Annotated in this window: 16 protein-coding genes; 5 read left to right on the top strand and 11 right to left on the bottom strand. The window is 68.1% G+C overall.

Features of this window, described 5'->3' with window-relative positions:
- Nucleotides 1–269: 269 nt before the first annotated feature.
- The 6 genes from VQ067_RS22550 to VQ067_RS22525 all read right to left on the bottom strand — a co-directional run bounded on the left by VQ067_RS22550 (nt 270) and on the right by VQ067_RS22525 (nt 5,139).
- Nucleotides 270–1,007, bottom strand: coding sequence for a murein L,D-transpeptidase catalytic domain family protein (locus VQ067_RS22550; RefSeq protein ID WP_003085453.1), 738 nt, complete (start codon nt 1,005–1,007; stop codon nt 270–272).
- Nucleotides 1,008–1,086: 79 nt separating this feature from the next.
- Nucleotides 1,087–2,130 (bottom strand): L,D-transpeptidase, encoded by a 1,044-nt coding sequence (locus VQ067_RS22545; RefSeq protein ID WP_003134392.1) that lies wholly within the window; start codon nt 2,128–2,130, stop codon nt 1,087–1,089.
- A 135-nt stretch (nt 2,131–2,265) separates the two neighbouring features.
- The gene (locus VQ067_RS22540) at nt 2,266–2,958 is read right to left on the bottom strand and encodes a pseudouridine synthase (protein ID WP_003085458.1); all 693 of its coding nucleotides are present in this window, start codon (nt 2,956–2,958) and stop codon (nt 2,266–2,268) included.
- Entirely contained in the window at nt 2,958–3,170 is a 213-nt protein-coding gene (locus VQ067_RS22535; protein WP_003085460.1) for a cysteine-rich CWC family protein, read from the bottom strand. Before VQ067_RS22535 ends, VQ067_RS22540 begins: the two co-directional genes overlap by 1 nt.
- Nucleotides 3,171–3,250: 80 nt before the next feature.
- Nucleotides 3,251–4,066, bottom strand: a complete 816-nt coding sequence (locus VQ067_RS22530) for a DUF4824 family protein (RefSeq protein WP_033954244.1) — start codon at nt 4,064–4,066, stop codon at nt 3,251–3,253.
- The gene (locus VQ067_RS22525) at nt 4,063–5,139 is read right to left on the bottom strand and encodes a DUF2157 domain-containing protein (protein ID WP_023096061.1); all 1,077 of its coding nucleotides are present in this window, start codon (nt 5,137–5,139) and stop codon (nt 4,063–4,065) included. The genes VQ067_RS22530 and VQ067_RS22525 overlap by 4 nt, the downstream gene beginning before the upstream one ends.
- Nucleotides 5,140–5,371: 232 nt before the next feature.
- Here VQ067_RS22525 and VQ067_RS22520 point away from each other — a divergent pair, with 232 nt between their 5' ends.
- The 4 genes from VQ067_RS22520 (at nt 5,372) to VQ067_RS22505 (ending at nt 6,759) form a co-directional block, all read left to right on the top strand.
- Nucleotides 5,372–5,545, top strand: a complete 174-nt coding sequence (locus VQ067_RS22520) for a hypothetical protein (protein ID WP_009878032.1) — start codon at nt 5,372–5,374, stop codon at nt 5,543–5,545.
- 91 nt (nt 5,546–5,636) lie between these two features.
- Nucleotides 5,637–6,086, top strand: a complete 450-nt coding sequence (locus VQ067_RS22515) for a hypothetical protein (RefSeq protein WP_009315242.1) — start codon at nt 5,637–5,639, stop codon at nt 6,084–6,086.
- Nucleotides 6,087–6,202: 116 nt separating this feature from the next.
- The gene (locus VQ067_RS22510; protein WP_003085479.1) at nt 6,203–6,448 is read left to right on the top strand and encodes a DUF1145 domain-containing protein; all 246 of its coding nucleotides are present in this window, start codon (nt 6,203–6,205) and stop codon (nt 6,446–6,448) included.
- 122 nt (nt 6,449–6,570) lie between these two features.
- Nucleotides 6,571–6,759: a hypothetical protein gene (locus tag VQ067_RS22505; protein ID WP_003085482.1), complete on the top strand. Its 189-nt coding sequence runs from the start codon at nt 6,571–6,573 to the stop codon at nt 6,757–6,759.
- A 3-nt stretch (nt 6,760–6,762) separates the two neighbouring features.
- On the opposite strand, the gene VQ067_RS22500 is transcribed toward VQ067_RS22505, so the two are convergent.
- On the bottom strand, nt 6,763–7,677 hold the full coding sequence (locus VQ067_RS22500; protein ID WP_022579822.1) for a LysR family transcriptional regulator: 915 nt from the start codon (nt 7,675–7,677) through the stop codon (nt 6,763–6,765).
- Nucleotides 7,678–7,779: 102 nt separating this feature from the next.
- Here VQ067_RS22500 and VQ067_RS22495 point away from each other — a divergent pair, with 102 nt between their 5' ends.
- Complete coding sequence (locus VQ067_RS22495; protein ID WP_033990010.1) at nt 7,780–9,756, top strand: alkyl/aryl-sulfatase; 1,977 nt, start codon at nt 7,780–7,782, stop codon at nt 9,754–9,756.
- Nucleotides 9,757–9,790: 34 nt separating this feature from the next.
- Here the strand turns inward: VQ067_RS22495 and VQ067_RS22490 are convergent, their stop codons facing one another.
- From VQ067_RS22490 to VQ067_RS22475, 4 genes are all read right to left on the bottom strand, one after another.
- Nucleotides 9,791–10,432 (bottom strand): NAD(P)-dependent oxidoreductase, encoded by a 642-nt coding sequence (locus tag VQ067_RS22490; protein WP_003098346.1) that lies wholly within the window; start codon nt 10,430–10,432, stop codon nt 9,791–9,793.
- A gap of 115 nt (nt 10,433–10,547) precedes the next feature.
- Nucleotides 10,548–11,192, bottom strand: coding sequence for a potassium channel family protein (locus tag VQ067_RS22485; protein WP_003085490.1), 645 nt, complete (start codon nt 11,190–11,192; stop codon nt 10,548–10,550).
- A gap of 56 nt (nt 11,193–11,248) precedes the next feature.
- Nucleotides 11,249–12,145 carry a 3-hydroxyisobutyrate dehydrogenase gene (gene mmsB / locus VQ067_RS22480; protein WP_003116513.1) on the bottom strand — a complete coding sequence of 299 codons (897 nt, stop codon included), beginning with the start codon at nt 12,143–12,145 and terminating at the stop codon, nt 11,249–11,251.
- 111 nt (nt 12,146–12,256) lie between these two features.
- Nucleotides 12,257–13,360, bottom strand: coding sequence for an enoyl-CoA hydratase/isomerase family protein (locus VQ067_RS22475; protein ID WP_003114169.1), 1,104 nt, complete (start codon nt 13,358–13,360; stop codon nt 12,257–12,259).
- Between the last annotated feature and the right edge of the window lie 28 nt (nt 13,361–13,388).

Genomic DNA, 13,388 nt, shown 5'->3' with positions numbered 1-13,388 from the left:
GGTCTTGGCGATGCAGCTATTGGCCGGGCAGGAAAGGCCGGCGCCGAAGCGCGGGCAGTCACGCGGGCTTTCTTGGAAGTCGTTTGTGACCGATCGGTCACAACGTGAGCGTCAGTTAAGCAGCCGGCGTGCCGGGCTGCAAGCCCTGTTTCGCTTGTGGATGGGGGAAGAAGGGAAGGAATCCGACGAAATGCCGCCGGGCAAGCGCCGATGCCGCGATTTCGGGGGGCCGGGAAGGAGAGGGGCGGCGCGGCCGCCGCCCCGGCGGTTCACTTGAGCAGGCTGGCGATGACTTCCGGCGTGCGTGCCGCACGTGCCACGGCGCAGCTCTGCGGAGCGAGGAAGCGCGAGGTTTCCAGCCACTTCGGCTGTGGGTAGTAGGCGAACACGTAGCTGCCGCGCTTGAGGGTGTTGATCAGCCGGGCGGCCACGGCCGGGCGTACCGCAGGGCAGCCCTGGCTGCGGCCCAGGCGGCCGAGCCCGGGAACCACCCTGGGATCGGCGTAGGCGGCGGAGTGCATGACGATGGCGCGTTCTTCGCTCTTGTCGTTGAAACCCGGCTCCAGGCCAACCAGGCGCAGCGACTGGCCGTGCTTGCCGGTATAGAGCTGGCCGGTCTGGAACAGCCCGATCGACGACTGGTAGCTGTTCGGCCGGTTGGAGAAGGAGGTGGCAAGGTCATCGCCGCTGTTCTTGCCGTGGGTCACCCACTCTTCGAAGAGCAGCTTGCGGGCCTTCAGGTCGAATACCCAGAGGCGCTTGTCGCGCGACGGCCGCGAGTAGTCGATCACCGTCAGCAGGCCGTTGTCGCCACCCTGGCTCGCACTCGCGCAGGCATAGGCGGTGAGGGCCAGTTCGAGGGTCGGCAGGCTGGCCTGGGGAGCGAGTTTCTGAAGGTCCTTGGCGGAGGGAAGTGGCATGGCGAACACCGGCCCGCTGGCCAGTGCGCAAAGGGTGGCGCCCGCCAGGCTCAGCCTGCGCAGGGCGGCACGGAGGAAGGTTGGCATACGAGCAGTATTCCCATCGGTTCAGTGTGGTTTTTACCGGATGAGAGGCATTGTGCTCGATTTTTGAACAACTTGCCGACTACTTTTTAAGCGATTTCGTCGGATTGTTCGGTGTTTCCGTGGCGATCACCGTGAAATCGGAGTCGCTGTGGGTGTCCCGGGTCGAGGCCCAGTCGGTGATCACCAGGGTACTGCCGACGTCCATGGCGCTCAGCATTTCGCGGACGAAGGTCGGGTCCATGCGGATCTTGCCCAGTTGCTCGGAGGGTGTCAGGCCCTGTCCCGGGTTGCTCACCTGGACCACCGACCAGCGCAGGTTCGGCGAGGTCTCGCCGATTTCGTCCAGGGTCGGCTTTTCCAGCAGCGAGAACACTGCCATGCCGGTTTGCGGGCGTGCCGGCAACTGCACCGGTGCGGTGCCTATGCGCTGGCCGCCGCGGTAGACATAGGCGCGCTGGTCGGCGCGGCTGATCAGCACCGACAACGGACCGCGCTCCGCGCCGGGGTCGTTCCAGGCGATCTCTCCGGGCTCCACCGGCAGCGTCACCGGTCGCCCGTCCGCTACCGTCGGCGCCAGCAGGCCGGGGTGGTCGACTTCCTTCGGCGCGCTGCTGGCGTTGGAAATGATTACCGTGGTGGAGCTGAATCCGGTGATGCCGTAGAGCTTCTTGGCGAACGCCATGGGCAGGCGGATGCAGCCGTGGGAGGCGGGATAGCCGGGCAGGTTGCCGGCGTGCAGGGCGATGCCGTCCCAGGTAAGGCGCTGCATGTAGGGCATGGGCGCGCTATTGTAGAGGTCGGACTTGTGGTCGACGCTCTTTTGCAGGATCGAGAACACTCCGGTCGGGGTCTCCCGGCCCTTCTTGCCGGAGCTGAGGGTGCTGACCCCGATGGCGATACCGTTGCGGTAGATGTAGGCCTTCTGTTCGGTAAGGCTGACCACGATGGTCACTGGTCCCTGCGGGGAAACCTCCGGGTACCAGAGGTACTCGCCGGGCTTCATGCTCTTCAGCCGCGCCTTGATGTCGGCCGGCGGCAAAGGCGCGTTCGCTGGGCTGGCGGGCGCCGCGTGGAGGCTGCCGACGGCGAAGGCCAGCAGCAGTACGGCAAGGGATCTTTTCATCGGCGCTTTCTCTTGCTCCATGCGGGAAAGGCTGTCGCTCCGACAGACGCCATTCAGCTTAGCGTCGCTCGCGACGGCCGGCCAAACCCCTGCGGTCCGGCCTCTTTCGGTGGACAGGCGGCGGGCGGCGGGGTTTCACACCGAACAGATTTCTTCAGCATTCAGGGGGCGCCAGGCACCCGGCGGCAACTGCGGGTCGAGACAAATATCGCCCATGCGCTCGCGGTGCAGGCGCAGCACCTTGTTGTCGAAGTGGCCGAACATGCGCTTGACCTGGTGATAGCGGCCTTCGTGCAGGGTCAGGCGGGCGCAGCGTGGGCCGATCGGTTCGAGCTGCGCGGGGAGGGTGATCAGGTCTTCGAAGCGGAAGTGGAGGCCGGCGGCGAAGGCATCCACGTAGCGTTGGTCGATGGGCGCCTCGGTTTCCACGTAGTAGACCTTGTCGCGCCGGCTGCCCGGCAGGGTCAGGCGGCGCGACCACTGGCCGTCGTTGGTCAGCAGCATCAGGCCGGTGGTGTTGTAGTCGAGACGACCGCCAATGTGCAGGTCGTCGCGCTGGTCTTCCGGGAACAGGTCGAGGACGGTCGGGTGTTGCGGGTCGCGGGTGGCGCTGACGCAGCCCATCGGTTTATGCAGCATGTAGTAGCGCGCCGGCTTGCCAGCCTGGAGCAGCTGCTCGTCCAGTTCCACCCGGCTGAAGACACGCACTTCGTGGGTGCCGTCGCGCACCACCTGGCCGTCCACGCGCAGGCGTCCACCGGCGATCAGCATCTGCGCGTCGCGGCGGCTGAGTTCGGGCAGGTTGGCGAGGAAGCGGTCCAGGCGCATCAGTCGTCGGCGTCGGGCGGCAATAGTTGCGCGCAGCGCGGGCAGAGGCAGGCACGGCGGCGCAGCTCGGCGGGAATCCGCTCCAGCGCGGCCGCATCGATTTCCGTGGTGAAGCACCAGCAAGCCTGGGCGGCGCTAGCGGGATCGGCCAGGGTGCAGCGGTTGGATTGCTGGCACAGCGGGCAGCGGCCGGGGTCGATTTCGCTGTTCATGACGCGGTGGATGGCTGGCGGGTGCCCAGGGTGCAGCGCCCGGCGCGCGGATGCAAGCATCGCGCGCCGGGCGGGGCGTTTCAGCGGCGAACGGCGTTGGTGATCCAGGGCTCCAGGCGCTGGCCGAAGCTGAGGTGCAGTTCCAGCGGCGCTAGCCGGTAGTTTTGTCCGTCGACCTTGGCGAATACCGCGTGCCATTGTCGTGGCACGTTGATCGCGGCGAGGTCGGTACGGCTGATGTAGCCGCCGACCAGCGTCCTGCCTTCGTCGACCGCGGACCAGGGACGCACCCGGCCCTTGACGATGGCGTAGCGCTGGCGCTCGGGGTAGCGCTGGCGCAGGGCGGCCAGGTCGAGGCCGGCGTCGACGATGAACAGTCGGCTGGCCTCTCCCAGCTCATGCTTCAGTTGGTGGCGAGCGGCTTCCATCTGGCTGGACAGCATTTCGTCCTTGGGCAGGGCCTTGCTGCGGGCGCGGGCCTCGGCCAGGCGCTCCTCGGCCAGGCGTACTTCGCGGCGATAGGCCGGGCCGTCGAGCTCCAGGACCAGTAGCACCTGTTTTTCCTGTTGGCGGCGGTAGCGCCGTACGCTCTCTTCGTCGAGCGCGTCCGGGATGCTGAAACCGAGGGCGCGCATCTGCTCGGGCGGCAGCGGGGGCGCGAGGTCATTGGGCGGCTCGCCGTTCGGCGAGCGAAGCTCCAGGCGCAGTTCGACGCCACTGTTCTCTTCGCTCCAGAAGCCGTAGGACCAGTTGCGCTGGAGTTCGCGCTGACTGAGCACCAGCTTGCTTTCGGCCTCGCCGGACCGGTTCCAGGCGACGCCACCGAGGGCGGCCAGGTTCGCCGCCAGCAGCAGGAGGCTGCCGGCGATCAGGGCGTTGCGACGGTTGCGATTCATGCGTCAGTCCTCGCGGCGATGCCCAGGGGCGTGCGCAGGCGGCGCAGGACCAGCAGGATCAGCAAGGCGCTGAGGCCGAGCACCAGGAAGAACAGGTACTTCGGCATCGCTTCCCACCACCAGTCGAAGAACTTGGTGTAGAGGAAGATGACGAAGAAGGTGATCCCGGTATTGCTCACGTCGGCCCAGTTGCGTCGCGCGCCGAGCCAGATCACCAGGGCGGCGGCGACGAAGCCGGCGACCTGGTAGAGCCCCTCGATGAGCGCCGACGGCAGCGCCAGGTAGCTGCCTGAGCCCCAGTTGGCCAGCACCAGCATCGGCAGGAACAGGCCGAGCAGGGCGAACACCCGGTAGATCACGGCGAAGCCGCTGAAGTTGCGCTGCTCGAAGCACAGCGGCACGGCGAAGATCAGCGCGGCGGCGGGGAAGAAGTTCTCCGGTCGCTCGCCTACGCCCAGCCAGTAGCCGCCGCCCCAGGTGCCGACGCGCGCGGCGATGAAACCCATCACGCAGAGGATCGCCGCCGCCAGCAGCAGGCGGGCGTTGCACAGGTAGGCCAGGAGCAGGGCGTAGAGCGCCCAGGGCACCAGGGCCAGGTCGCTGGGGGTGACGTTGAATATCTGCCCGAGCATGGTCAGGTCGAGGACGAAGCAGGCGAACGCGACCATCGCCGCCAGCTTGCTGAAGTAGCCAGAGGCGTCCTTGGCCTGGACCCAGAGCGTGGCGAAGAACGCGACGAAGGCGCTGCCGACCAGGATCGCCACCTGGGCGACGGTGGGGAACAGGCCCCAGAAGCGATAGAACAGCAGGAACACGCTGGCGGCGAAGGCCAGGGCGCCGAAGAACGAGGCCACCCGCATGCCCAGCGAAAGTTGCTGGCTGCGCAGGTCGTGGTCGATGTCGAAACGGTCGCGGTAGCTGTCCAGCAGGGCCAGGTGATAGTCGGCGAGTTGCCGGGCCTGGGTCGGTTCGAGGCGGAACGCCTGCTCCTGGTCGAGGCGTTGCAGCTCGCGCTGGAACACCAGGATGTCGTTGGCGCGCTGCTGTGCCTGGGCGCGGTCGATGGGTTGCATGCATGCTCCTTGAGCCTTGCCGGCGGGGCCGACAGTCCTTGATCCGCGCACTCTACCGAGAAACGCCGGCGGCGGTCACGCCCTGGAGGGGCCTGTCGTTGGTCGGATTCAGGGAATTTCCGTTTTTCCCTTCGGTCTCTAGTGCAGCCGGGTTGCAACCGCCGCAACCGGCTTCCCGCTCCATCGGGATCTTGTCCAGGCGTGGTTCGGCTGCGTTCTGCGATGAAGGAGAATGCTGATGGTCATGCGATTGATCGGGCTGCTGCCGGCGGCCTTCCTGGGGAGCGGTTGCAGCGGGGGGCCGGGCGCCTGCGTCGAACTGGACTTCGACCAGGGTTACTACGGCTACCATCGCGGCGGCCCGCCCCATTGTCCTCCAGGCCAGGCCAAGAAAGGCTGGTGCTGAGCCCGCTCCCTTTTCCCGAGTCTTCACGTCGTATGCGCGCCTCGCAGCGTCGCCGGTCGTCCGGCTGGCGGCGGGGCCGCAGGAGGCTGCCATGTGGCGCACATTCCTGAGAGTCCCGCTTCTTCTGCTTTTCGCCAGCCTGGGTGGCTGCGCGGTGTATGACTACGACTACGATGACGGCGACTGGCGCCGCTATCGCGGCCAGCCCTACGCCTACGAAGTGCCGCGCTATCGCGTCTACGACGATGGCTGGCGTAGCGAACGGCGCTACTACTCGACGCGCTACTACGACCAACGCTACTACCCGGCGCCACGCCGCTACGATGGCCACCGCGACTACCGGCGCGAGCAATATCGCTACCCGCAGCGCCACCACGAATCGCGCCCGGCCCATCGCGGCGAGCGGCATCCGGGCAACTGGCAGCGCGGCGGCCAGCCGCAATGGCGCGGGCATTCTCCGCAACGCTGGCAGCAACACGGTGGGCAGGATCGTCCGCGGCACCGGGGCCAGCAGGGCGGGGCGCCTCGCTGGCGCAACTGAGGTGCGCAAGGAAAGGCGGCGCCTGCGGGCGCCGTCGTGCTTTCCAGTCGAAAGTGCGGACCCTCTTGGCGCATTTGCTCGGCACACTCTGCCGATACCGAAACGAGGAGGTTCCCATGAGTCATTTTCTGTCGTTTGCCAAGGGCGCCCTGGCGATGTTCTGGCTCGTCGCGCTGGTCAACCTGGCCTACCCGCTGGGCGAGTTGCATCGACCGATCCTGCTGTTGTCCGGCGTGCTGGTGCTGGTCCATGCCGCCGAGATCCTGCTGCTCAACGGGCGTCTCAAGGCGCGCCCGGCACCTTGGCTGGAGCGCCTCCAGGTGCTGCTGTTCGGCGTCCTGCACCTGCGTAGCCTCGGCTGATTTACACAGGCTTTACTCTCGCCGCGGGCACCGCCCGCGCGCCGCGCAGTCCGATGTGCAGGTTCCGGAACAGGCAATCCTCCCGCATCCGCAGGAGAGGCCGGAACCGCACAGGAGGCGCCATGCGTCGTTTGCTTTCCCTGCTGATCCTCGTCCTGCCGCTGTCGGCCTGCGTGGTCTACGACCGCGACGACCACCGGCATCGTCCCGACTACCGCTACGAGCGCTATCACGACCGCGACCGTGACAACCGCGGGCGCGACTGGAACCGTTCCTGGCAGGAGCGCCGCGACGACGCTCGCTGGCGCTGATCCTCAGGTGGCGGCGAAGCGCCGGTCCTGTTCCAGCACCCGCTCGACGAACACTGCCGCGGCCGGCGACAGGCTGCGGCCGGCGCGGCTGACCAGACCGTAGGCGGAGCCCTTGGCGCGGGCGGGCTCGGCGCCGGCGGGCCAGGGCAGCAGCGCCAGGCGGCCGGCCTCGACGTCGGCGGCAACCACGTCCCAGGGCGCCAGGCTGATCAGCTCGCTGGAGCCGACCAGGCCCTTGAGCATCAGCACATCGTCGCACTGTATGCCGAGCGGTTCGTCGCGTTGCAGCAGGCGCGCCAGGTCGCCGCGGACTTCCGCGGGCAGACGCGGGCCGGCCAGCGGGTAATCGGCCAATTGCCCGGCGCTCGGCCGCTCCAGACCCAGCAGCGGATGGCCGGGGCGGCAGAAGAGTACGCCGGGATGCTCGCGTAGCGGGTGGATGCGCAACTGCGGATCGCCTTGCAGCTCGCGGATATCGGCGACGAAGAGTTCGACGGCGTCATCCAGCAGGCGCTGGCGCAGGGTCTGCCAGTCCTCGATGAGCAGTGCGACGCGCACGCGTGGGTGGGCGCTGGAGAAACCGGCCAGTGCCTCGGGCAACAGCCGTGCGGCGGGGAAGGGACCGCCGCCCAGGCGTAGCTCGCCGCTGTCGAGATTGCCCAGTTGGCTTACCGCGTTGTGCAGTGCGCGATGCCCGGCCAGCAGGCGCCGAGCGTGTTCCAGCACCAGCCGGCCGTGGGCCGTGAGGGCCACGCCGCGGCTGCCGCGCTCCACCAGGGTGCAACCCAACTGTCCCTCCAGCGCCTGGATGCTGCGTGACAGCGCCGGCTGGCTGAGATTCACCGCTTCGGCGGCGCGGGCATAGTGGCCGTGCTCGGCGAGGGCGACGAAGTGGCGGAACTGGCGTAGATCGCTCATGCGGACTCCGCATCGAATGTGGACCTGGAATGCATTGGAATTATTGCCGTGCCGCTCGGCATAGTGCCAGCCGAACCTCACAACAATAAAACGGAGCATCCGATGAGCCGTCTGCTCGCACTCCTGGCGCTCGCCCCGCTACTCGCCGGCGCCGCCGAACCCTCCGCGTCCAAGCCGCCCAGCGCCTTCACCGTCGAGGCCCAGCGGCGGGTCGAAGCGGAATTGCCGTTCGCCGACCGTGCCGACTTCGAGCGCGCCGAACGCGGCCTGATCCGGCGCCCGGAGCGGGTGCTCATCCGCAACCCCGACGGCAGCGTCGCCTGGCAGCTCGGCGGCTACGACTTCCTCCTCGACGGCAAGCCCCGGGACAGCATCAATCCCAGCCTGCAACGCCAGGCCCTGCTCAATCTCAAGTACGGCCTGTTCGAGGTTGCCGAGGGTATCTACCAGGTGCGCGGCTTCGACCTGGCCAACATCACCTTCATCCGCGGCGACAGCGGCTGGATCGTGGTCGACACCCTGACCACCCCGGCCACCGCCAGGGCGGCCTACGAGCTGGTCAGCCGCGAGCTGGGCGAGAGGCCGATCCGTACGGTGATCTACAGCCACGCCCACGCCGATCACTTTGGAGGCGTGCGCGGTCTGGTCGAGCCGCAGCAGGTCGCCAGCGGCGCGGTGCAGATCATCGCTCCGGCCGGCTTCATGGAGGCGGCGATCAAGGAGAACGTCCTGGCCGGCAACGCCATGATGCGCCGCGCCACCTACCAGTACGGCACGCAACTGCCCAAGGGGCCGCAGGGGCAGGTCGACATGGCCATCGGCAAGGGATTGGCGCGCGGACCGCTGAGCCTGCTGGCGCCGACCCGCCTGATCGAAGGCGAGGGCGAGGACCTGGTGCTGGACGGCGTGCCGTTCACCTTCCAGAACACGCCGGGCACCGAGTCGCCGGCGGAGATGAACATCTGGCTGCCGCGGCAGAAGGCCCTGCTGATGGCCGAGAACGTGGTCGGTACCCTGCACAACCTGTACACCTTGCGCGGCGCCGAGGTACGTGATGCGCTGGGCTGGAGCAAGTACATCAACCAGGCGCTGCATCGTTTCGGCAGGCAGGCCGAGGTGATGTTCGCGGTGCACAACTGGCCGCGCTGGGGCAACGCGGAGATCGTCGAGGTGCTGGAGAAGCAGCGCGACCTGTACGGCTACCTGCACGACCAGACCCTGCACCTGGCCAACCAGGGCGTGACCATCGGCCAGGTGCACAACCGCCTGCACCTGCCGCCCAGCCTCGACCAGGAATGGTACGACCGCGGCTACCACGGCTCGGTCAGCCATAACGCACGGGCCGTGCTGAACCGCTACCTGGGCTACTACGACGGCAACCCGGCGAGCCTCGACCCGCTCAGCCCGGAGGACTCGGCGGGCCGCTACGTGGAATACATGGGCGGCGCCGAGCGCCTGTTGGAGCAAGCGCGGGCGTCGTACGCCAGGGGCGAATACCGTTGGGTGGTCGAGGTGGTCAACAGGCTGGTCTTCGCCGAGCCGGATAATCGGGCCGCGCGCGAGCTGCAGGCCGACGCCCTGGAGCAACTCGGCTACCAGGCGGAGAACGCCGGCTGGCGCAACAGCTACCTCAGCGCCGCCTACGAACTGCGCCACGGCGTACCGCGCGACCAGCCGACGATGAAGGCCGGCAGCGCCGATGCCCTGGCGGCGATGGACACCGGCCTGCTGTTCGACTATCTCGGCGTGCGCCTGGACGCCGGCGCTGCGGAAGGCAAGGCGCTGAGCATCAACCTGCGCCTGCCGGACATCGGCGAGAACTACCTGCTGGAACTGAAGAACTCGCACCTGAACAACCTGCGCGGCGTGCAGAGCGAGGACGCCGGGCAGACCGTGAGCATCGACCGCGCCGATCTCAACCGGCTGCTGCTCAAGGAGGTATCGGCGGTACGCCTGGTCTTCGAGGGCAAACTGAAGAGTTCCGGCAATCCGCTGTTGCTGGGGCAACTGTTCGGCATGCTCGGCGACTTCGACTTCTGGTTCGATATCGTCACGCCGGCGGCGAAGTCCGAAGGCTGACGACGAAGGCGCCCGAGAGGGGCGCCTGGTCTTTTCAGTAGGCCACGGTGAAGCGCTGGCGATGATGACGGGGCTGCTCGGCCTCGTCGAGCATGGCTACCGCCAGGTCTTCCAGGGAAATCCGGCTCTCGCCCTTGGCGTCAAACAGGACCTGGTCGCCGCCGAGGCGGAACTTGCCGCTGCGCTGGCCGGGTTCGAGGAGCATCGCAGGGCTGAGGAACACCCAGTCCAGTCGTTGCTCGCCGCGCAGTTGGTCGAGGGCGTCGGCGGCGCCGAGGGCGCCCTGCTTCCACTGCTCGGGGAATTCCGGGCTGTCCACCAGGCGCTGGCCGGGGGCGATCTCCAGGCTCCCGGCGCCGCCGAGAACCAGCAGGCGCGGCACGCCGGAGCGTTTCACGCCGTCGAGAATGGCCTGGCTGCCGGCGGCGTGGCGGGCGCGGAGGTCGGCGCTGCCCCAGCCGCCGTTGAAAGCGCTGATGACCACCTCGTGGCCTGCCACGGCGCTGGCCACCTGGGCCGGGTCGCTGACGTCCGCCTGCACTACGCCGAGGCCGTCGCGCGCCGCCAGCTTGCTCGGGTCGCGGACCAGGGCGGTTACCGCGTGGCCGCGTTGCAGGGCTTCGTTGAGGAAATAGTGGCCGACGTGGCCGGTGGCGCCGATCAGGGCGATTTTCATGCTGCACCTTCCGTTCGAGAAATGCCGCAGAGCGGCGTCGATCAGCATCATCCGCCCTGCGCTCGCCGGGATAAACCGCTGCGAGGGGGATGCACTCGTTAGCCCAGCTTAATAATCAGACCTCCTCGCTGTCGCTCATCAGGGTCAGGCTGCGGGCCACGGCGAGGGCGATGAACAGGACCCCGATCACTCCTTCGCTGCCGGCCAGCAGGCGCGCCAGCGGGTTGATCGCCTGGATGTCGCCGTAGCCCACGGTGGTCAGGGTCACCAGGCTGTAGTAGACGAAGGTATCCAGGCCGAGTGCGCCATGGCTGGCGATGAAGCTGGCTGGCTGCATCTGTTCGACCATGTAGTAGGCGAGAGCGAAGGCCAGCGCCATCTGCAGGTAGAGCGCGCAGAGTCCGTAGAGCAGCTCGTGGGTCACCGGGCGCTCCTGGGTGACGCGGCGGAACAGCGCGGCGAACAGGGTCAGGTACAGCAGGATCAGGCTCAGCCCGCGCAGCAGGCCGGGCGGCAGGCTGGAGTAGGGACTGCTGAAATCCGCAGTGGTGTACAGGGCCAGGCTGAACAGGCCGAAGAAGGCCGTCAGGTAGACCAGCGGACTGCGTCTGCGCAAGGTGTTCATCCCGGCCAGCACCAGCAGCAGGAGGCTGCCGAGCACCCGTGGCTTGGTGCTCGACGGCAGGCCGAGGATCGCCGTGAACAGCACAGTGGAAAAGAACAGCAGGCGGAAACGGTAACGCAGCAGCAGGGCGTTCAAGGCGGGCTCCTCGCATCGTCGAATCGACCAGCCTGGGCGCGGACCCGCCTGTCTGTCTATTGGCCTTGGGTCGGATCGAACAATTTCTGCACCACGGAAAAGTCCCGCTCCGCATAGCCCTGCTTCAGCAGCAGACGGTACAGGCTCAGCGCCAGGCTGCCCATCGGCGTGCTGCTGGCGCTGGCCTGGGCGGCTTCCTGGGCCAGCCCGAGGTCCTTGGCCATCAACTGGGCCATGAAGCCGCCGCTGTAGTCGCGCGACGCCGGAGCGTTCTCCATCACCCCCGGCCAGGGGTTGTAGACTTCCAGCGCCCAGTTGCCGCCGGAGCTGCGGCGCATGATCTCGGCCAGCACCTTCGCCTCGAGGCCGTTGGCCACACCCAGGGCCATGGCTTCTGCGGTACCGATCATCAGCACCGCGAGGAGCTGGTTGTTGCACACCTTGGCGACCTGGCCGGCGCCGTCGGGGCCGGCATGGAAGATGTTCCGACCCATGGCCTCGAACAGCGGCCGGGCCTTCTCCAGGGCTTCGGCGTCGCCGCCGACCATGAAGGTCAGGGTGCCGGCCGCCGCGCCGGCAGTGCCGCCGGACACCGGCGCGTCGAGCATCGCCAGGCCGCGCTCGCGGGCGGCGGCGTGGACCTTGCGCGCCGAGGTCGGGGCGATGGTCGAGCATTCCAGCACCAGGGTGCCGGGGGCGATGTGCGCGAGCAGGCCATCGTCGTCGAGGTACAGGCCTTCGACGTGCTGGCTGGCCGGCAGCATGCTGATGACCACGTCGGCGCCCTGCACCGCGTCGCGGGCGCTGCGGGCGGCGCTGGCGCCGGCGGCGACCAGGCCGTCGACGGCGCTCTGCACCAGGTCGAAGACGTTCAGCAGGTAGCCGGCCTTGAGCAGGTTGGTGGCCATCGGCGCGCCCATGTGGCCGAGGCCGATGAAGGCGATCTGTTTCATGGAGCTCCTCCTGTGGCGGCCGCGAGGCCTCTTGGGGATGCTGTGAAACAGCTTAGACGCTATGGACGTGGCGGGCCCGCGCCCTCCTTCGGCAGAGGGCGGCGCGGCGGATCAGAGCCCCGCCAGCGGATGCTCGCCCTCCCAGGTCGGCTCGAAGTGCGCCTCGATCACCGCCTGCGGGATCGATTCCACCTGCGGCCAATGCCAGTTCGGTGCGTTGTCGCGATCGATCAGCCTTGCGCGTACCCCCTCGGCGAAGTCCGGATGGCGCGTGCAGTTCAGGCTCATGGCGTATTCCAGGCGGAACACCTCGGCCAGCGACAGGTAGCGCGCACGCTCGATCTGCTGCCAGACCAGATGCGCGGTCATCGGGCAGCCCTCGGCCAGGGTCTTCGCGCCACGCGCAAGCAGCGGGTCGGCGTCGTCGCGCAGCGCCACCAGCGCCTGCCAGGCGCTCGCCAGGTCCGGCTGGTCGAGCAGTGCGTCCAGGCGCGGCCGGCGCGGGAGCAACTGGGCCTCCGGCAGTTCGCCGCGGGCCTCGTGTTCGAGGGCGCGAAGCAGGCTGTGAAGTTGCACCTGGGGCGACTCGTTCCAGTTCATCTGCACCAGGCCGGCGAGCAGGGCGTCCTGCTGGTCGTCGAGAAGGAAGCGGTCGGCCAGGTCGAGGTCGAGAGCGTCGCGGGCGTTCATCTGCGCCGCGCTCAGGCCGAGGAACAGGCCGAGCCTGCCGGGCAGGCGGGCGAGGAACCAGCTGGCGCCGACGTCCGGGTACAGGCCGATGCCGATCTCCGGCATCGCCAGGCGGCTGGACGGGGTGACGATGCGAATCCCGGCACCCTGCATCAGCCCCATGCCGCCGCCCATTACATAGCCGTGGGCCCAGCAGATGAAGGGTTTCGGGTAGGTGTGGATGCGGTAGTCGAGGCGGTATTCATCGGCGAAGAAGCGTCGCGCCAGGGCCGGTACCTCGCCGGGTTGCTCACGGCAGGCGTCCACCAGCTTGCGCACGTCGCCGCCGGCGCAAAAGGCCTTGGCGCCGTTGCCGCGCAACAGCACGCAGGCGATGCCGGCGTCCTCGGCCCAGGCGTCGAGTTTCGCCGCCAGGGCCTCGATCATCGGCAGGGACAGGGCGTTCAGGCTCTTTTCCGCATCCAGGGTGGCAATGCCGATGCGGAAGCCATGCAGGCTCGGGCGTTCTTCGAAAAGCACGTTCATGTCGGGGCTCTCGGCTCGGGCGGGCTGT

The organism is Pseudomonas sp. KBN12P06040, assembly GCF_037574965.1.
Taxonomy (GTDB): Bacteria; Pseudomonadota; Gammaproteobacteria; order Pseudomonadales; family Pseudomonadaceae; genus Pseudomonas; species Pseudomonas aeruginosa.
This window is presented reverse-complemented; position numbering and strand designations above follow the sequence as displayed.